Raw genomic sequence first — 17,638 nt, 5'->3', positions numbered from 1 at the left:
TAAACTAACTCCGCTGCTGCACAACACGTGATTTCAACGCAGCCGGTTCGCGCGTATGTCCCGGCTGCGGCACACGAATAATAAATGTCAGCACACCAGCAAACACATACAGCGCGGTATACGCCCACACCACGCCAACGATATCGAAAAACGGCAACATCACCGAGGCGATCGCAGGCGCAACAAAGTTACTCAGTCCAGCCGACAGATTGTAAATCGATACCGCAGCACCTTTATGATGCGGCTCCAGCGTTGGAAACACCGCAGTCATCGGCACAAAGGCGGCAACAAAAATCCCTAACATCACCGCCGGGATTAACGCCACCCAGAAGTTATGTCCGGCATAAAGCGGCAAGTAGTAAAACGCCAGACTGGAGATCGCCATACCGAGGCAGCCAAACCAGCGCACCTGACGGATCCAACCCAGTTTCTCGCCGGTAATGCCCCAGAAGATGTTGGTAAAAATGGTGACGAAGAAGAATACCGCCCAGATTTGCAGCCACTCGGAAATGGTAAAACCAAGGCGATCGACGAACAGCAGCGGCATGATAATAGCGAAACCAAATAACGACAGCGTGTTAATGATGCGAATCAGGCAGGCATAAAACACGTGCTGGTTGGTAAACAGAATGGTTACCGCGCGCGACATTTCGGTCATTTTGTCACGCATCGGCAAATTGACGCGTGAACGGTCAACCGGCACATGACGCAAGCTGAAGTAAGCCAGCACGCCACCGCACGCTACCCAAATGATCGCCAGCCACAGCGTACCGGTTTCGCCCAGCATCGGGATGGTCAGACTCGGCAAATAGCTGCCGACCACACCGATGCCGACTGAATACATCGCCCAGAACCAACCGGTGGCGGCCGCCAGTTTTTCACGCGGCAGCACCTGCACCAGCATCATCATGAATGAGTAGATAAATAGCGGATACGCCAGGCCGCGAATGCCGTAGAACAGCACCATCAACGGATAGTTACGCATGCCAAGGCCGAGTGACATAAACAGCGTGTGCATCACAATCCACAGCACGAAGCCAATCATCATGGCACGCTGGGGCGTAATCAGTTCCGCCACCACGCCCGATGCCCAGGCTGCCAATGCTGCCGCCAATCCGTAGAAGGTAAACACTACCGCCGACTGCGCCGGCGTGAAGCCCATATCGGTGATATGGCGCGACAGGAACGCCATTTCAAAGCCGTCACCCGCCATAAAAATAGCGATGGCGAGGAAGCCCCAGAACATCTTTTTCGGTAAGCCAAACCAGTAATCATTCGATTGCATCTCATTCATCCTCTGTCTGGAGTTATTCAGGTAGCAAGGCTCGCGCCTGCTGCTGTTGGGCATAAAGCGTGCGGAACAGCTGCAATCGCTGCTGCAGCACCTTGCCGCGAACAGCATCTGGTAGATACCGCGCCTGCACTGGCGGTTTGAGGCAAACGTCGCTCTCCACACCACCATCCGCCAGCCACGCCAGACGCGCAGCCCCCAAAGCGCCCGATGCGCTGGCGGGATGCGTGACGATCGGCAGTTGCAGCACATCGGCGATCAACTGTGCCCACAGCGTGCTGCGCGCCCCGCCGCCGGTCAGGCTGCACTGCTGAATCTGGCGCTGCGCATCACCGAGCACCGCGAAACCGTCGGCCAGACCAAATGCCACGCCTTCAATCACCGCGTAGCCGAGCAGCGCGCGTGGCGTTTCATGGCGCAGATTGAAGAAAGAACCAGAAGCGTCAGGATCGTTGTGCGGTGTGCGTTCACCAGAGAGATAGGGCAGGAAAACCGGCGCATGCCGCCGCTGTTCTTCGCTGAGCTGTGCCATCTCTTCCATTAGTTGGCTTTCGTTCACTGACAGAAGATTGCACAGCCAGCGCAGGCAACTGGCGGCACTGAGCATCACGCTCATCTGGTGCCAGCGTCCGGGCAAGGCGTGGCAGAAAGCGTGCACGCCCGATTGCGGATCGGCCAGTAAGCGATCGTTGACCACAAAGATCACGCCGGAGGTTCCCAGCGAGATAAAGGCATCGCCCGGATTGACCGCGCCAACGCCGACTGCCGAAGCTGCATTGTCGCCAGCGCCGCCCGCCACGCAGACCGCAGCCGACAAGCCCCATTCACTTGCCAGATCGGCTTTCAAAGTGGCGCTGACTGCGCTGCCTTCCACTAACTCCGGCATGTTGGTGCGCGTGAGTCCGGTGATGGCCAGCAGTTCGTCTGACCAGTCGCGCTTTGCTACGTCAAGCCACAGCGTGCCCGCCGCATCTGAAGGTTCACTGATAAAGCGTCCAGTCAAACGCCAGCGCAGATAATCTTTCGGCAGTAGCACTTTGTCGATGCGACGGAAAATCTCTGGCTCATGTTCTGCCACCCAGCGCAGTTTGGGTGCGGTAAAGCCCGGCATGATCATGTTGCCGCTAATTTGCATCATCTCTGGATGTTGCCTGCTCAACGCTTCACACTGCGGCGCGCTGCGCGTGTCATTCCACAGAATGCACGGACGCAGCACCTCGCCCTGCGCATCCAGCAGCACAGCGCCGTGCATTTGTCCCGACAAGCCAATGGCGCGAATCTCGCTCCATGCCTGTGCAGCCTGCTGGCGTAATCCAGCAAGCACTTCACCGCACGCTTGCCACCAGCGTTCTGGATCTTGCTCCGCCCAATGCGCATGCGGACGCTGCACATTGAGCGTGGCGTGATTCGAGGCGATGATCTCGCCCTGCGCATTGATGATCAGCGCTTTGAGCTCCGAGGTACCAATATCAATTCCCAGATACATGCTGCGCTCCTTACACTGCGGCCAGCGCGCGTTCTGGCTGTTTCAGCCACAGCTGCAGATCCGCCACGCTGCGCGTCACCAGCGCATGAAACGCCTTATCCTGTGCCAGCTCGCCAAACAGCGCGCTATCGCTGAGGAAAGCATTCAGTGCATCGGAGCGGCTAAACTGCTGGCGCAGCGCATCGGCTTGCAGCACGCCATCCTGATAGGTGTATGGCAAATCATCACTGGCCCAGCGTTGCAGAAACAGGAAGAACAACGCTGGGAGCACGGCAGTGGCCGCCGGTTCTGCACCGCGCTGATAGCATTCGCGCAGTGTTGGCGTCACCATGCCGGGGATTTTCGACAAACCATCTGCACCTACACGCTGGTTGGTGTCTTTGATGTAGGGATTACTAAAGCGCGCCAGAACCACATCGCGGTACTCGGCTAAATCCAGCGGGCTGGGCGACAGCGATGGCATCACATCCTGCGTCACGTAGTCATACGCCAACTGATAAATCGTTGGCTGACGCGTGCTGTCATCGATGTAATTGAGGCCAATCAGCGTGCCTGCCCAGGCAATCGCCGCATGCGTGGCGTTGAGGATACGGATTTTCGCCTCTTCCCAAGGCAATACCGATTCCACCAGCTCAACGCCAACCTTCTCCAGCGCCGGGCGACCGGCAATGAAGTCATCTTCAATTACCCATTGAATAAAGGATTCGGCCATCACCGCCGCGCCATCGTCTTTACCGGTGGCGGCCTTGACGCGCTCAGCCACATCCGGCGTCGGGCGCGGCGTAATGCGATCCACCATGGTATTGGGCGAGGTGGTATTTTCGCGCACCCAACTCGCTAAGGCGTTGTCACCTTTAGCCGTAAGAAACGCGAGGAAGCCATGACGGAAACGTTCGCCGTTGTGGCGCAGGTTATCGCAGTTGAGCAGCGTGACCGGCGCGCCACCGTTTGTCACACGCTGCGTGAGGATGCGCGCCAGCGCGCCATAAATCGTGCGGATGTCGCCTTTTACATCGGCCTGCACATCCGGCTGCGTCAGGTCCAGTTCGAATTCCGGCGTCAAATAGTAACCGGCTTCAGTGACGGTAAAACCGATCACACGGGTTTCACTTTTCGATCCCTGCTCAACCAGCGCGCTGATGTTGTTATCCCACGGCAGGATTTTGCGCAATGAAGTGATGGTTTCGTAGGCCCGTTCGCCGTCTGGCGTCACAGTTTCCAGCACATACTCGCCATCTTGCGCAGCAAGTTGCTGCAGCAATGGCGCGGCATCATTGCGGATATTGCCAAGAGCGATGCTCCAGCTGTCATCGCCCTGCTCACGTAATTTATGCAGATACCACGCCTGATGAGCACGGTGAAAAGAACCTGCGCCGATATGCATCCACACTGATTGATTGGTCATAGCTGCCTCAAAATAAACATTTGCCACGATTAAGGGCATTTGCCCGATGACGCGTAGCATAGTGCGAGCCCGCAGCCATGTTCTGCGAGCTAAATCACAATTAATACTTTTGCTCTTTTTTAGGGCTTTTGCTCAGTTAACACTTAACCGGCATCTCGCGTTAACATGGCGCACCGGTTTTGACGGAACAATGCGATGAGCAGAGAAGAGAAAAAACAAGAACTGGCAGCACGTGCGGCCTGGATGTATTACGTGGCGGGCGTCACGCAGCAGGAGATTGCGCGCGCATTAGGATTGTCGCGTCAGGTGGCGCAGCGTTTGGTCTCCAGCGCGCGTGAAATGGGCATGGTCAGCGTAAAGATCGATCATCCCGTCACCCACTGTTTGCATCTGGCGCGTGAGGTTCAGGAGAAGTTTGGCCTGCAACTGTGTCGCGTGGTGCCTTCCGCCAATCTGGATGACGACGCTATTCAGCAGATGCTGGCAGTTGAAGGCGCGGCGGTGATGGCGCAATACATCAGCGAGGAGCAGCCGCAGGTGTTTGGCATTGGTTCCGGTAAGACGCTGCGCTCGATGATCGATGTGCTTCCCTGGGTTGAGCGACCCCAGCATCAGTGCGTGTCGATGATTGGCGCGATTGCGCGGGACGATTCAGGTACACGCTACGACGTGCCGCTGAAGATGGCGGAGAAGGTGCAGGGCAAATATTTCTTCATTCCTGCGCCGCTGTATGCGGATACGCCCGAAGATAAAGAGATGTGGATTCAGCATCAGGTTTACCAACGCGTTACACAGCGCGCATTGCAGGCGGATGTCGCCTTCGTCGGCATTGGTGAAGTGCAACCCGGCTGCCCGCTGCATGCCGAAGGCTTTATCACCGATGCGCAAGTATCAGCGCTCAACGCGCGCGGCGTGGTGGGCGAAATGCTTGGGCACTTTTTCAATCAGCAAGGTGAACGCGTGTTGGGTGAAACCGATGAGCTGCTCACCAGCGTGTTACTGGAGAGTAAGACGCAACGCCAGATTATTGGCTTTGCCGGCAGCGAACGTAAATATCCAGCGATCCGCGCCGCGCTGCAGGGCGGCTGGGTGTCAGGTCTGGTGACCGATGAGGATACAGCGCTGAGGTTGTTGCGGGAATAAAAGAGTGCGCATAAATGCGCACCTTAGGCCGTAGGGTCGCCATTTATGGCGACCTGGAACTACTTCAACGATCCCTTTAAAAACTGCTGCAAGCGTGGGCTTTTCGGGTTACCGAACAGCTCATCTGGTGAACCTTGTTCCTCAATCTTGCCCTGATGCAGGAAGATCACGTGATTAGAGACGTGGCGAGCAAACTCCATCTCGTGCGTCACCACCACCATGGTTTTGCCCTCTTCCGCCAGCTTCTGCATGATGCGCAGCACTTCGCCGACCAGCTCCGGATCAAGCGCCGAAGTGGGTTCGTCAAACAGCAACACTTCGGGCTCCATCGCCAACGCACGCGCAATCGATACACGCTGCTGCTGACCACCAGAGAGATGCACCGGATATTTGGCCCGCGCACGCGCATCAATGCCGACTTTATCCAGATACTTAATCGCCCGCTCACGCGCTTCCGCTTTGCTCAGCCCCAGCACCTGAATCGGTGCTTCGGTGACGTTATCCAGCACCGTCATGTGGCTCCACAGGTTGAAGTGCTGAAACACCATCGTCAGGCGCGTACGCAGCATACGCAGCTGCTCTTTGTTCGCGACTTTCAGTTGGCCATCGGTGTCGCGCACCAGATTGATCTGCTGGTTGTTGACGACAATGGTGCCTTCGCTCGGTTTCTCGAGGAAGTTAATGCAGCGTAAGAAGGTACTTTTCCCGGAACCGGACGAGCCAATAATGCTGATCACATCGCCGGCATTCGCCTGCAGCGATACGCCTTTCAGAACTTCATGTTCACCGTAACGTTTGTGCAGTTCGGTAACGCTTAATTTATTGTCAGCCATAGTGATACTCAATGCGATGAAGAAGGTTTTACGTGCGCCAGGAAGCGTTGTTCAGCTTTGCGGAACAAGCTAATCAGCCCGTAAGAGATAATCAGATACAGCACCGCAGCGATGCCAAACGCGGTAAACGGCTGATAGGTGGCCGAGTTGATATCGCGCGCGATTTTTAACAGATCCGGCACCGTCGCGGTAAACGCCAGCGCGGTGGAGTGCAGCATCAGGATCACTTCATTGCTGTACGCCGGCAGCGCAGTGCGCAGCGCCGAAGGCAGAATGATGCAGCGATACAATTTAAACGGCGAGAAGCCATAGGCACGCGCCGCTTCGATTTCCCCGTGCGGCACCGAACGAATCGCACCGGCAAAGATTTCGGTGGTATAGGCGCAGGTATTCAGCGTGAACGCCAGCAGCGTACAGTTAAGTCCACTGCGGAAGAAAGCGTTCAGCAGCTCAGTGCCTTTCACCACTTCCAGCGTGTACATGCCTGAGTAGAACACCAGCAGCTGCACATACAGCGGCGTGCCGCGAAACACATAGGTGAACAGCCAAACCGGCGTGGAGATAAAGCGGTTGGAGGAGACGCGCGCAATCGCCAGCAGCACCGCGAGCGAACCGCCGATCACCACCGAGATGATCAATAACCACAGCGTAATCGCGATGCCGGTGAAACGGTAACCATCGGTCCAGAGCAGCTGTTTCCAATACTCCTGAATAATCTCAATCATAGCTCTGCCCTTTTCACACCCACCGTGTAGCGACGTTCAAGCCACCACAGCACGCCGTTCGACAGCGTGGTAAACACCAGATAAATCACACCCGCCACAATGGCGAAGTAGAACGGCTGCCAGGTACTTTTGCCAGCCAACTGCGTGGCTTTCACCACATCTTCCAGCCCCAGTAGCGAAACCAGCGCCGTGGCTTTGAGAATAACCTGCCAGTTGTTGCCGATGCCCGGCAGCGCAAAACGCATCATCGCCGGGAACAGAATGCGGCGGAAGGTTTGCGAGCCGGTGAAACCAAACGCGGTTGCCGCTTCGATCTGCCCTTTAGGCACCGCCAGAAATGCACCACGGAAGGTTTCGGTGAAGTAAGCGCCGTAAATAAAGCCGAGCGTGATGATACCGGCGACCATCGGATCGATATCAAACTGCGCCAGTCCCAGCGCATCGGTGAGAGTATTCAGCGCGATCTGCAGACCGTAGAAGATCAGCAGCATCAACACCAAATCAGGCACACCGCGGATTAAGGTGGTGTAGCCTTCAAACAGCATCGCCAGCGGGCGACTGCGGGAAAGTTTGGCGCCAGCGCCAATTAAGCCGAGCACAACCGCCAGCAACACGGAACTGAGTGCCAGCTCCAGCGTCACAAGGGTGCCCTTGAGGATTACTTCGGAATAGCCATACAACATGGGTTCAATCCTGTCGTGAGGGTAAATTACAAACGCTGCCCAACTGACGGACAGTCCTAACCAGGAAATTTGAATCGCAGGATGGATGGCGGCAAGCGTATGAAGCCGGGCAGTTTACATATGTAAGCGCCCGGAGTGAATACTTATGTGCAACCTTCCTGCATTTCACAGACCAGGATTAGGAAACAGGATAATTAATCGCCGTACACGTTGAAATCAAAGTACTTCTTGGCAATTTTGTCGTAAGTGCCGTCTTTACGCATCTCGTTAAAGGCTTTATCGATCGCCGCTTTCAGGTCTGCGTCATCTTTACGCAAGCCCATACCGGTACCCACGCCAAAGACTTTTTCATCTTTCACCGCTGGACCCGCAAACGCATATTTAGCGCCAACAGGCTGTTTCAGGAAGCCTTCGCTCGCCTGCACTTCGTCCTGGAACGCGGCATCAATACGACCGGCATTCAGATCCTGATACACCAGATCCTGGTTAGCGTAAGGCGTAACGGTGACACCTTTTGGCTGCCAGTACTCTTTTGCATAGGTTTCCTGGGTGGTGCCCTGCAGCAGACCGATATTTTTGCCTTTCAGCGATTCAATGGTCGGTTGCAGCGTAGAACCTTTCGGTGCCACTAAGCGCGCGTTCGCGGCGTACAGTTTTTCAGAGAAGTTAATCTCTTCCTGACGCTTTTCGGTGATTGAGAGAGAAGAGATGATGGCGTCGATCTTCTTCGCTTTCAGCGACGGGATCAGCGCATCGAAATCACTTTCCACATAAGTACATTTAGTCTTGATACGCTTACAAATTTCGTTCGCCAGATCGATATCAAAGCCAACCAGCTGACCTTGCGCGTTCTTGGATTCGAATGGCGGATAAGTCGGGTCAGTTCCGATGCGCAGCGACTGCGGTACAGCGGCGAAGACACTCGCGCTACTTACCATTGTCAGCATCAGAGAAAGAGCCAGAACTCGCTTTTTCATAGGTAACCCTCAAGTGAAGTGCTTATTGTTATGTGGTGCGTGATGTGTTGGTTTGCGCTGTAAGCTGTGCACGTTTCATGCCAGTTGTGCGAATTGGCTAAACGCTGCGCAAGCGCGCTAAATACTGCGCCGGTTAGCGGCGCAAGCACTTAGTTTGTGAGGGAAATATAACAGCGGTGTGAGGAAGAAAAAGCGACATTGTTAACTTTTGGTGCACAAGATGCACGAAGAGTGATCGCACACGCGAATTTGCACACGAGCAGTGCATTAATGCACCATTATGCGCCACTCCAGCGAGTGAAAAGATCTTCCGGCAGCTCAATATCGAACTGATCGAGCACGCGATTCACCGTTTGATCGACTAAATCGCCGATCGATTGCGGACGGTGATAGAACGCTGGCACCGGTGGCATTATCAGCGCGCCCAACTCTGCTGCAGTGGTCATCATGCGCAGATGTCCCAGATGCAGCGGCGTTTCACGCACGCACAGCACCAGCTTACGCTGCTCTTTCAGTACCACGTCAGCGGCGCGGGTCAGCAGGCTGTCGCTGTAGCTGTGCACAATGCCCGACAGCGTTTTCATTGAGCACGGCGCAATCGCCATGCCGAGAGTTTTGTAGGATCCGGATGAAATGCTGGCAGCGATATCGCGCACGTCATGCACCACATCGGCCATCGCTTGCACCTCGCGCAGGCTGAAATCGGTCTCCAGCGCCAGCGTTTGCCGCGCGGCGGGGCTGATCACCAAATGGGTTTCCACTTCTGCCAGCGATTGCAGCACTTGCAACATGCGTACGCCGTAGATTGCGCCGCTGGCGCCGGAAATGCCAATGATCAGTCGTTTCATAATTCAGCCTTGCAGGTTCAGATTGCGGCAATGATAGCGGCTCGCTGAACAAAAATACAAAAACAAACAGGGCGGGATTGCGCCCGCCCTGCTTTTATTCTGCCACAACCTCCGGCTTAGCCTTCGTTGTGCAGCTCCAGCCCTTCCACTTCGGTCTGACGCGCAATGGCTTTGGAATCGTCATTACGCAGCGACTGTAGATACTCAAGGTACTGTTGATCGACATCTTTGGTGACGTAGATGCCGTTAAATACCGAGCACTCAAAGTTGGCGATATCCGGGTTCTCTTCACGAACCGCTTCGATCAGATCGTTGAGATCCTGGAAAATCAGCGCATCGGCTTTGATCAGCTGGCAAATCTCATCCACTTCACGGCCGTGCGCAATCAGTTCGGTCGCGCTTGGCATGTCGATGCCGTACACGTTCGGGAAACGGATTTCCGGTGCCGCCGAGGCGAGATACACTTTTTTCGCGCCGGCTTCACGTGCCATCTCAATAATTTGCTCAGACGTGGTGCCGCGTACGATGGAGTCATCCACCAGCAACACGTTCTTATCACGGAACTCAGCACGGTTAGCGTTCAGCTTACGGCGTACCGCGCTGCGACGCTGCTGCTGGCCAGGCATGATAAAGGTGCGGCCAACGTAGCGGTTTTTCACGAAGCCCTGACGATACGGCTTGTCGAGGATGCGCGCGATTTCCAGCGCGATATCGGTGGAGGTTTCCGGAATCGGAATCACCACGTCGATATCCAGATCTTCCCACTCGCGGGCAATTTTGTTGCCCAGCTTGGTGCCCATGCGCACGCGCGCACTGTACACCGAGATTTTGTCGAGGAACGAATCCGGGCGGGCAAAATAGACGTACTCGAACAAGCATGGATTGGTTTTCGGGTTCTCGGCGCACTGACGTGTAGAGAGCTGGCCCTGCTCGGTGATGTACACCGCTTCGCCTGGTGCTACGTCACGAATGAACTCGAAGCCCAGCGTATCCAGCGCGACGCTTTCTGACGCCACCATGTATTCGGTGCGGCCATCGGCGATAACGCGCTTGCCCAGCACCAGCGGACGAATACCGTTTGGATCGCGGAATGCGACCATGCCGTGTCCGATAATCATTGAAACCACTGCGTAAGCGCCGCGCACCTGCTGATGCACCGCCGCCACCGCAGCAAAAATGTTGTCAGCTTCCAGCGGATAGTGCTGAAAACGGTCCAGCTCCTGCGCAAAGATATTCAGCAGGATTTCGGAATCTGAGGTGGTATTGACGTGACGGCGACCCGTTTCGAACAGCTGTTTACGCAATTCATGGGCGTTGGTCAGGTTGCCGTTATGCGCCAACGTGATGCCGTAAGGGGAGTTCACGTAGAAAGGCTGCGCTTCAGAGGCGCTGGAGCTGCCTGCGGTAGGGTAGCGCACATGGCCAATGCCGATGTTGCCCTGCAAACGCTGCATGTGGCGCGCTTCGAACACATCGCTGACCAGGCCGTTAGCCTTACGCAAACGGAAGCAGTTAATAGCATCGATGGTACAAATGCCGGCGGCATCCTGCCCGCGGTGCTGAAGCACCGTTAACGCGTCATAGATTGACTGGTTTACTGGCATAAAACCGGTGATACCAACAATACCGCACATATTGTCTTTTCCTCATTAGCCGCACGCCCGATGGTGTCACCGGGGTAAAAAACTCGACGTACTTTTCAGGTAATCGAAAAACCACCTGATGATGTAACTGAATTCGGGGATAAGTTGCGACTGTTGCCAGTCCGGACTTTTCGAAAAGCCGGTGAATGTATCGAGGAAGAACAGCATAGCAGATACGATCAGCACGCCACGCAACGCCCCGAAACAGACTCCCAACACCCTGTCGGTTCCCGACAGGCCAGTTTTTTCAACCAGCGAGCCGATGACATAGTTGACGATGGCACCCACAATGAGGGTAGCAACGAATAACACCGCGATGGCGATGCCGTTGCGCACCAGTTCGTCGCTAAAACCGGTAAACCAGACTGCAAGGTAGGCGTAATAATGACTGGCGACAAAAAACGCGCATCCCCAGGTAACGAGAGATAAGGCTTCCCGGACAAACCCACGAATCAGGCTGACCAGAGCCGAAAAACCAACTACCGCAATAATGACGTAATCAATCCAGATCATGAACTCTTCCAGCCCAGTGCTATCGCACCCCTGCATCCAGTTCGGGGCGCATTCTAACAGAAAAAGAAAACGTTTGCGTAGGGTTTTCCGGTTCTGTTTCCGCAAAAAGGGCGATGAAAAAAACTTTCCTCGCCCTGTGTATTATCAGGGATTTAATCCCCTGATATTCAATGATTTTATTGCCGCGCTTCGCTACAAATTTTTTGTAAAGCCGCGCCTTTTTCTGCTATCGGCGCGGCTTATCAGCACTTTATCTGGCGCTATAGGGTTTCACCACACCACCAAGGCCGGAAATGCTTTGCAGCTCACTCAGCGAGCCTTGCAGCTTGGCTTTGTTCGCATCCGGACCAACATAAATACGGGTGATTTGTCCCTGCACCGGCGTCGACGGCACAGTGAAGGCGCGATAACCGGAAAGCCGCAGTTGCGCCACAATCTCACTCACTTTCGCCGCATTCTTCAGCGCACCGAGCTGTACCACAAACGCCTGACCAGCTGGCGCTGCAGGTTCACTCTGCTTCGGCGTTTCCACCGGTTTTGGCTGTTCAACCGGCTTCGGCTGCTCGACCGGTTTCGGCTTCGGTTGCTCAACCGGTTTTGGCTTCGGCTGTTCAACCGGCTTCGGTTTCGGCTGCTCGACCGGTTTTGGCTTCGGCTGTTCAACCGGTTTCGGCTGCACTTGCTGATGCACCGGCGGCGGCGTCACCACGCTTGGCTCGCTATTCTGCGTTGGCTGCTCGCTGCCGTTGGTGGCGGTCTTACCGCCGTTCTGATTTTGTGCCGCGCCCGCCCCTTCCGGCGGCTGCGCCGGTAAGGGTTGCGTCACCGGCGGCACCATTTCGCTATCCTGCTGATCGTCCGGTTTTGGCACCAGCGGAATGGCGGCGAACTCTTCTTTATAGTGCTTCTTCTTACCGTCCAGCAGGCCGGGCAATACGATGACACCAATCGCCACCAGAATGACCGTACCGACTAAGCGATTTTGGAACTTACTTGCCACTGCCGTTCTCCGCTGCCATCGATTCCATAACCTGCGCTACGGTGTGGAAAGAGCCACACACCAGAATCACATCTTCGGGACGCGCCTGCTGACGCGCCGCTTGCCAGGCCGCATCAACGTTGCTGTAGGCCACGCCGCCATCCAGATGAGCGAGGAGCTCATCGGCGGAGGCACCGCGCGGGCCGTCGAGCGGCGCGCAGTACCAGCGGTCAACCTGAGGCGCCAGCGCCGCCAAAGTCCCCGCGATATCTTTATCGTGCAACATACCGACCACCGCATGCACTTCACCGCTGTGCGGCTCTTCAGCCAGGCGTGAAGCCAGATAATAAGCGGCATGCGGATTGTGCGCCACATCGAGAATGACGCGCGGCGCTTCGCTGACGGTCTGAAAACGCCCCGGCAGAATCGCGAGCGGCAGATGCTGACGAATAATCGCTTCGCTCACCGTTAAGCCCGACGCACGCAGCGCGGTCAGCGCGGTGGCGGCATTGGGTAACGGCACCTGCGGCAGCGGTAAATCGCGCAGCTCGCCGTGCGCATCCTGCAACATCCAGCTGGCGCCGGTTTGCTGCCACTGCCAGTCGCGATTGCGCTGCAGCAACACCGCGCCCTTCTCTGCCGCAACATCCGCGATGGTGCCCGGCATATCGGCTTCACCGACAATTGCCGGTTTACCTGCACGGAACACGCCGGCTTTTTCCCGGCCGATACTTTCACGGTCCGGGCCGAGCCAATCGGTGTGATCCAGCGCGATGCTGGCGATCACCGCCACATCGGCATCGACAATATTGGTGGCATCAAGACGTCCGCCCAGGCCGACTTCAAGGATCACCACGTCGAGATTCGCTGCGCGGAACAGATTGAAGGCCGACAAGGTGCCGAACTCAAAGTAGGTCAGTGAAATGTCACCGCGTCCGGCTTCAATCGCGGCAAAACTGGCGCTGTGCTGCGCTTCATCCAGTTCAGCGCCCTGCACACGTACACGTTCGGTGTAACGCACCAGATGTGGCGAGCTGTAAACGCCCACGCGGTAGCCCGCAGCCATCAATAGCGTTTCCAGTGTGCGACAGGTGGTGCCTTTGCCATTAGTACCGGCGACGGTGAAGACAAAAGGAGCGGGTTTAAGCAGGTCGAGGCGTTCTGCGACGCGTTGAATACGATCCAGACCCAGTTCAATGGCCTGCGAGTGCAGATGCTCAAGATAATGAAGCCACGTGGCCAAAGGCGACGTGGCTTGAGGAAGAGAATTATCCATGTGTCCCGTTAAAAATCAATACATTAAATAACTTAAGGTCGCGGGCCATGTCGGATGCAACCTTAAGTATTCAATGTAGACGGTGCATTGGAGGAAAGGACGTTAAGTGCCTTTCCGTTGCCTGTCAGGCTTCGTTGCTCTCCGGCTCAGCCACATTAGGCTGATCACCATCCAGCTGCGGCGCTGGCAGGTTCATCATTTTCGCCAGCAGGCTTGCCAGCTTAAAGCGCATTTCCGGACGACGGATGATCATGTCGATCGCGCCTTTCTCAATCAGGAACTCACTGCGCTGGAAGCCCGGCGGCAGTTTTTCACGCACGGTCTGCTCGATAACGCGTGGACCGGCAAAGCCGATCAGCGCTTTCGGTTCCGCCACGTTGAGATCGCCCAACATCGCGAAGCTGGCTGAAACGCCGCCCATGGTTGGGTCGGTCAGCACGGAGATGTACGGCAAGCCGCGCTCCTGCATTTTCGCCAGTGCAGCACTGGTTTTCGCCATCTGCATCAGCGACTGCAGCGCTTCCTGCATACGAGCACCGCCTGACGCGGAGAAGCAGATCAGTGGGCAGTTGTCTTCCAACGCCTGCTCAACGCCACGCACAAAGCGCGCGCCAACCACAGAACCCATTGAGCCGCCCATAAAGGAGAACTCAAAGGCCACAGCAACAATCGGCATGCCGTGCAGCGTGCCTTTCATCGCCACCAGCGCATCTTTCTCGCCGGTATCTTTCTGTGCAGCGACCAAACGGTCTTTATACTTCTTCGAGTCGCGGAACTTCAGCAGATCCTTCGGTTCCAGCTCGCTACCCAGCTCAACCAGCGAACCTTCATCCAGCATGCTATGCAGACGCTCACGGGCGTGCATGCGCATGTGATGGTCGCACTTCGGGCAGACCTCGAGGTTACGCTCCAGCTCGGCGCGGTACAGCACCTGTCCACAGCTATCGCACTTGGTCCACACCCCTTCCGGGATGCTGGCTTTGCGCGTTGGCGTGGCAGTGCTTTTATTCAGTATGCGTTCAATCCAGCTCATTGATGACCTTTCTATTTAATGCTGACCTGGTCCAGTCTTCTCATTGCTGCTGAAATCACCTTCAGCAGGCCGTAAATGTCGCTCATTAAACCACAACCCGTTCACGCTGTGGATAAAAATCTGGTTACGAGCTTACTGTGACTTCTGCTGACGGCGGTGACGCCACACTTCAATTACGCCTGGCAGTATGGAAACCACGATGATGCCGACGATCAGCAGCTTCAGGTTCTCCTGCACAATCGGCAGGTCGCCAAACAGGTAACCGGCGTAAGAGAACAGCAGCACCCACAGCAGTGCGCCCGTAACATTGTAGAGCGCGAAGTGGCGATAAGACATGTGTCCCATCCCTGCCACAAAGGGGGCAAAGGTTCGCACGATTGGTACAAAGCGCGCAAGTATAATGGTTTTGCCACCGTGGCGATCGTAGAACGCGTGGGTTTTATCCAGGTAACTGCGACGGAAAATTTTCGAGTTCGGGTTACTGAACAGCTTCTCACCGAACAGACGCCCAATAGTGTAGTTCACCGCATCACCGAGGATGGCGGCGATCACCAACAGCGTCACCATCAGATGCACGTTGAGATCGTTACCCGGCAGTGCCGCCAGCGCACCGGCAACAAACAGCAGGGAATCGCCTGGCAGGAACGGTGTAACCACTAAACCGGTTTCACAGAACAGAATCAGGAACAGAATGGCGTAAATCCAGATGCCGTACTGCGCCACCAGCTCAGCCAAATGCACATCAATATGCAGAATAAAATCGACCAGAAAGTGGATGAACTCCATATAACAACGACTCCCCGATACCCGTCATACTTCAAGCTGCAGCTGCGTTGGCTGCGTGCGCTCACCTCGGTCACTTACTGATGTAAGCTCCCGAGGATTCACTCACTTGCCGCCTTGCCGCAGCTCGAATTATTTAGGGTATACATATTAAAGTAATGGTTAATCCGCGAGGAACAAGGGTCCCAACGCAGGCTGAGGTAATGCAAAGTGGGATGGATAATCCACCGCCACCAGATAAAGCCCCTCGGCTTTGGCGGTCGCCGCCGCCAGCTTACGATCTTTGGCCGCCAGCAGCGTCGCCATCCACTCTTCCGGCTGATTACCGGTGCCGATTTCCATCAGGCTGCCGACAATGTTACGCACCATGTGATGCACAAAAGCATTGGCTTTGATATCCACCACCACATACGGTCCATGACGCGTGACGTTAAGATGCATCACATTGCGCCACGGCGTGCGTGACTGGCACTGCACCGCGCGGAATGAGGTGAAGTCATTCTCGCCAATCAGCGCCTGCCCGGCGCGCTGCATCTTCTCTGCATCCAGCGGATGGTAATAATGGGTAATGCCATTGCCCAGAATCGCCGGACGCAGCCGATGGTTGTAAATCACGTAGCGATAGCGGCGTGCCGTCGCGCTAAAACGGGCATGGAACTCCTCCGGCACCGCTTTCACCCAACGCACCGCGATGTCATCGGGCAGATTGGCGTTCACGCCCAACGTCCAGGCCGCGTCAGCACGCGGCGAAGTGGTTTCGAAATGCACCACTTGTCCGGTGCCGTGCACGCCAGCATCGGTGCGGCCAGCGCAGAACACTACCACCGGATGATCCGCCACTTTCGACAGCGCCTTTTCCAGCTTTTCCTGCACGCTGCGCACTTCATTTTGCCGCTGCCAGCCGTAATAACGGCTGCCATCGTATTCAATACCCAACGCCAGCTTAAGCGTCTTACCTTCAGGCAACATTAATAGAAATACTCCTGCACCAGTTTCTCAGCCGTTTTCACCGCCATCAGTGCACCGCCGAAACGGATGTTGTCTGCCACAGACCAGAACTGCAGCAGCTCTGGGATGCCGTAATCATTGCGCACGCAGCCAATGCTCAGCACGTCGCTGCCAGATGCATCACCCACCTGCGTTGGGTAATCGCTCTCTTCGCTAAGGTTGATATCCCCGGAGCGGCCCAGTTCATCGCGCGCTTCTTCTGCAGAAAGCGGACGCAGATTCTCCACGTGCACGATCTGCGCGTTGCCGTAGAACACTGGCGCCTGCACGCTGCTTACCGCGATCGGCAAACCTTCGTCTTGCAGCACTTTACGCACCTGCTCAACCACGCGACGCTCACTCTCCACGCTGCCATTGCTGTCAGCCAGCAGCGGCAGAATGTTGAACGCCAGCTGGCGGCCAAAGTAGTGCTGCTCCGCAGGTACGCCGTTCAGCAAACGCGCACTTTCACCGGCCAGGCCATCAACCGCCGCTTTGCCGTGACTGGAAGCCGCAATCAGGTTGGTAACCTGCAAACGGCTCAGACCGGCGAGATCCACCAGCGGTTTGATTGCGCACAGCAGCTGGCTCACCAGGCTGTCGGCAACGGTAATGATGTTGCGATTGCGGTAGTCCGCCAGCACTTGTGGATTCACATCTGGCACCACCAGCGGCACATCCGGTTCGAGCGCGAACAGGTCGCTGCTATCGATCACCAGACAACCCTGGCTGGCGGCTTCTTCGGCATAGCGCGCCGAGGCTTCACGACCTGCAGTGAAGAACGCCAGCTGCACTTGTGTCCAGTCAAATTCGGCCACGTCCTGCACCAGCACGGTACGTCCCTCAAAACGTTTGTTCTCACCGGCACCGTTTTCACTCGCCAGCAGATACAACTCACCAACCGGGAACTGGCGTTCAGCCAGCAGTTCCAGTACAGCGTTCCCTACTGCGCCTGTTGCGCCCAAAAGCGCGATATTCCAGCCGTCAGACATGTTGGTTACTCCAGAGATTGACACAAAAACAGAAGGCGATG

At 56.0% G+C, this 17,638-nt stretch carries 17 protein-coding genes; 1 reads left to right on the top strand and 16 read right to left on the bottom strand.

The annotated features are described in order from the left end of the window. Positions 1 to 4: 4 nt before the first annotated feature. From BM323_RS10280 to dalD, 3 genes are read right to left on the bottom strand one after another with little or no spacing between them, the layout of a single operon-like run. A complete protein-coding gene (locus BM323_RS10280) occupies positions 5 to 1,285 on the bottom strand; it encodes an MFS transporter (protein ID WP_008105177.1) in 1,281 nt (426 codons plus the stop codon). Between the two features lie 22 nt (positions 1,286 to 1,307). Next, the gene (gene xylB, locus BM323_RS10275; protein WP_008105179.1) at positions 1,308 to 2,777 is read right to left on the bottom strand and encodes a xylulokinase; all 1,470 of its coding nucleotides are present in this window, start codon (positions 2,775 to 2,777) and stop codon (positions 1,308 to 1,310) included. A 10-nt stretch (positions 2,778 to 2,787) separates the two neighbouring features. Beyond that, positions 2,788 to 4,182 carry a D-arabinitol 4-dehydrogenase gene (gene dalD, locus BM323_RS10270; protein WP_008105181.1) on the bottom strand — a complete coding sequence of 465 codons (1,395 nt, stop codon included), beginning with the start codon at positions 4,180 to 4,182 and terminating at the stop codon, positions 2,788 to 2,790. Between the two features lie 195 nt (positions 4,183 to 4,377). Here dalD and BM323_RS10265 point away from each other — a divergent pair, with 195 nt between their 5' ends. Further along, positions 4,378 to 5,325: a sugar-binding transcriptional regulator gene (locus BM323_RS10265; protein ID WP_008105184.1), complete on the top strand. Its 948-nt coding sequence runs from the start codon at positions 4,378 to 4,380 to the stop codon at positions 5,323 to 5,325. A gap of 59 nt (positions 5,326 to 5,384) precedes the next feature. Here the strand turns inward: BM323_RS10265 and hisP are convergent, their stop codons facing one another. The 13 genes from hisP to BM323_RS10195 all read right to left on the bottom strand — a co-directional run bounded on the left by hisP (position 5,385) and on the right by BM323_RS10195 (position 17,597). After that, positions 5,385 to 6,158, bottom strand: a complete 774-nt coding sequence (gene hisP, locus BM323_RS10260; protein ID WP_008105186.1) for a histidine ABC transporter ATP-binding protein HisP — start codon at positions 6,156 to 6,158, stop codon at positions 5,385 to 5,387. 8 nt (positions 6,159 to 6,166) lie between these two features. Next, positions 6,167 to 6,883 carry an ABC transporter permease gene (locus BM323_RS10255; RefSeq protein WP_008105190.1) on the bottom strand — a complete coding sequence of 239 codons (717 nt, stop codon included), beginning with the start codon at positions 6,881 to 6,883 and terminating at the stop codon, positions 6,167 to 6,169. Further along, positions 6,880 to 7,566, bottom strand: a complete 687-nt coding sequence (locus BM323_RS10250; protein ID WP_008105192.1) for a histidine ABC transporter permease HisQ — start codon at positions 7,564 to 7,566, stop codon at positions 6,880 to 6,882. The genes BM323_RS10255 and BM323_RS10250 overlap by 4 nt, the downstream gene beginning before the upstream one ends. Positions 7,567 to 7,760: 194 nt before the next feature. Continuing rightward, positions 7,761 to 8,543: a lysine/arginine/ornithine ABC transporter substrate-binding protein ArgT gene (argT, locus tag BM323_RS10245; protein WP_008105195.1), complete on the bottom strand. Its 783-nt coding sequence runs from the start codon at positions 8,541 to 8,543 to the stop codon at positions 7,761 to 7,763. A gap of 278 nt (positions 8,544 to 8,821) precedes the next feature. After that, on the bottom strand, positions 8,822 to 9,391 hold the full coding sequence (locus BM323_RS10240; protein ID WP_008105197.1) for a UbiX family flavin prenyltransferase: 570 nt from the start codon (positions 9,389 to 9,391) through the stop codon (positions 8,822 to 8,824). A 116-nt stretch (positions 9,392 to 9,507) separates the two neighbouring features. Next, a complete protein-coding gene (gene purF, locus BM323_RS10235) occupies positions 9,508 to 11,025 on the bottom strand; it encodes an amidophosphoribosyltransferase (protein WP_008105199.1) in 1,518 nt (505 codons plus the stop codon). Positions 11,026 to 11,061: 36 nt separating this feature from the next. Further along, the gene (gene cvpA, locus BM323_RS10230) at positions 11,062 to 11,547 is read right to left on the bottom strand and encodes a colicin V production protein (protein ID WP_008105200.1); all 486 of its coding nucleotides are present in this window, start codon (positions 11,545 to 11,547) and stop codon (positions 11,062 to 11,064) included. 250 nt (positions 11,548 to 11,797) lie between these two features. Then, a complete protein-coding gene (dedD, locus tag BM323_RS10225; RefSeq protein WP_008105201.1) occupies positions 11,798 to 12,547 on the bottom strand; it encodes a cell division protein DedD in 750 nt (249 codons plus the stop codon). Continuing rightward, entirely contained in the window at positions 12,537 to 13,802 is a 1,266-nt protein-coding gene (folC, locus tag BM323_RS10220) for a bifunctional tetrahydrofolate synthase/dihydrofolate synthase (protein ID WP_008105203.1), read from the bottom strand. Before folC ends, dedD begins: the two co-directional genes overlap by 11 nt. Before the next feature lie 124 nt (positions 13,803 to 13,926). Continuing rightward, positions 13,927 to 14,835: an acetyl-CoA carboxylase, carboxyltransferase subunit beta gene (gene accD, locus BM323_RS10215; protein ID WP_008105205.1), complete on the bottom strand. Its 909-nt coding sequence runs from the start codon at positions 14,833 to 14,835 to the stop codon at positions 13,927 to 13,929. 132 nt (positions 14,836 to 14,967) lie between these two features. Then, positions 14,968 to 15,621: a DedA family protein gene (locus BM323_RS10210; protein ID WP_008105206.1), complete on the bottom strand. Its 654-nt coding sequence runs from the start codon at positions 15,619 to 15,621 to the stop codon at positions 14,968 to 14,970. Positions 15,622 to 15,780: 159 nt separating this feature from the next. Continuing rightward, positions 15,781 to 16,587 carry a tRNA pseudouridine(38-40) synthase TruA gene (gene truA, locus BM323_RS10200; RefSeq protein WP_091003723.1) on the bottom strand — a complete coding sequence of 269 codons (807 nt, stop codon included), beginning with the start codon at positions 16,585 to 16,587 and terminating at the stop codon, positions 15,781 to 15,783. Beyond that, the gene (locus BM323_RS10195; protein WP_008101230.1) at positions 16,587 to 17,597 is read right to left on the bottom strand and encodes an aspartate-semialdehyde dehydrogenase; all 1,011 of its coding nucleotides are present in this window, start codon (positions 17,595 to 17,597) and stop codon (positions 16,587 to 16,589) included. Before BM323_RS10195 ends, truA begins: the two co-directional genes overlap by 1 nt. Positions 17,598 to 17,638 lie beyond the last annotated feature (41 nt).

The sequence above is a fragment of the Pantoea sp. YR525 genome (assembly GCF_900116775.1).
GTDB lineage: Bacteria > Pseudomonadota > Gammaproteobacteria > Enterobacterales > Enterobacteriaceae > Pantoea > Pantoea symbiotica.
This window is presented reverse-complemented; position numbering and strand designations above follow the sequence as displayed.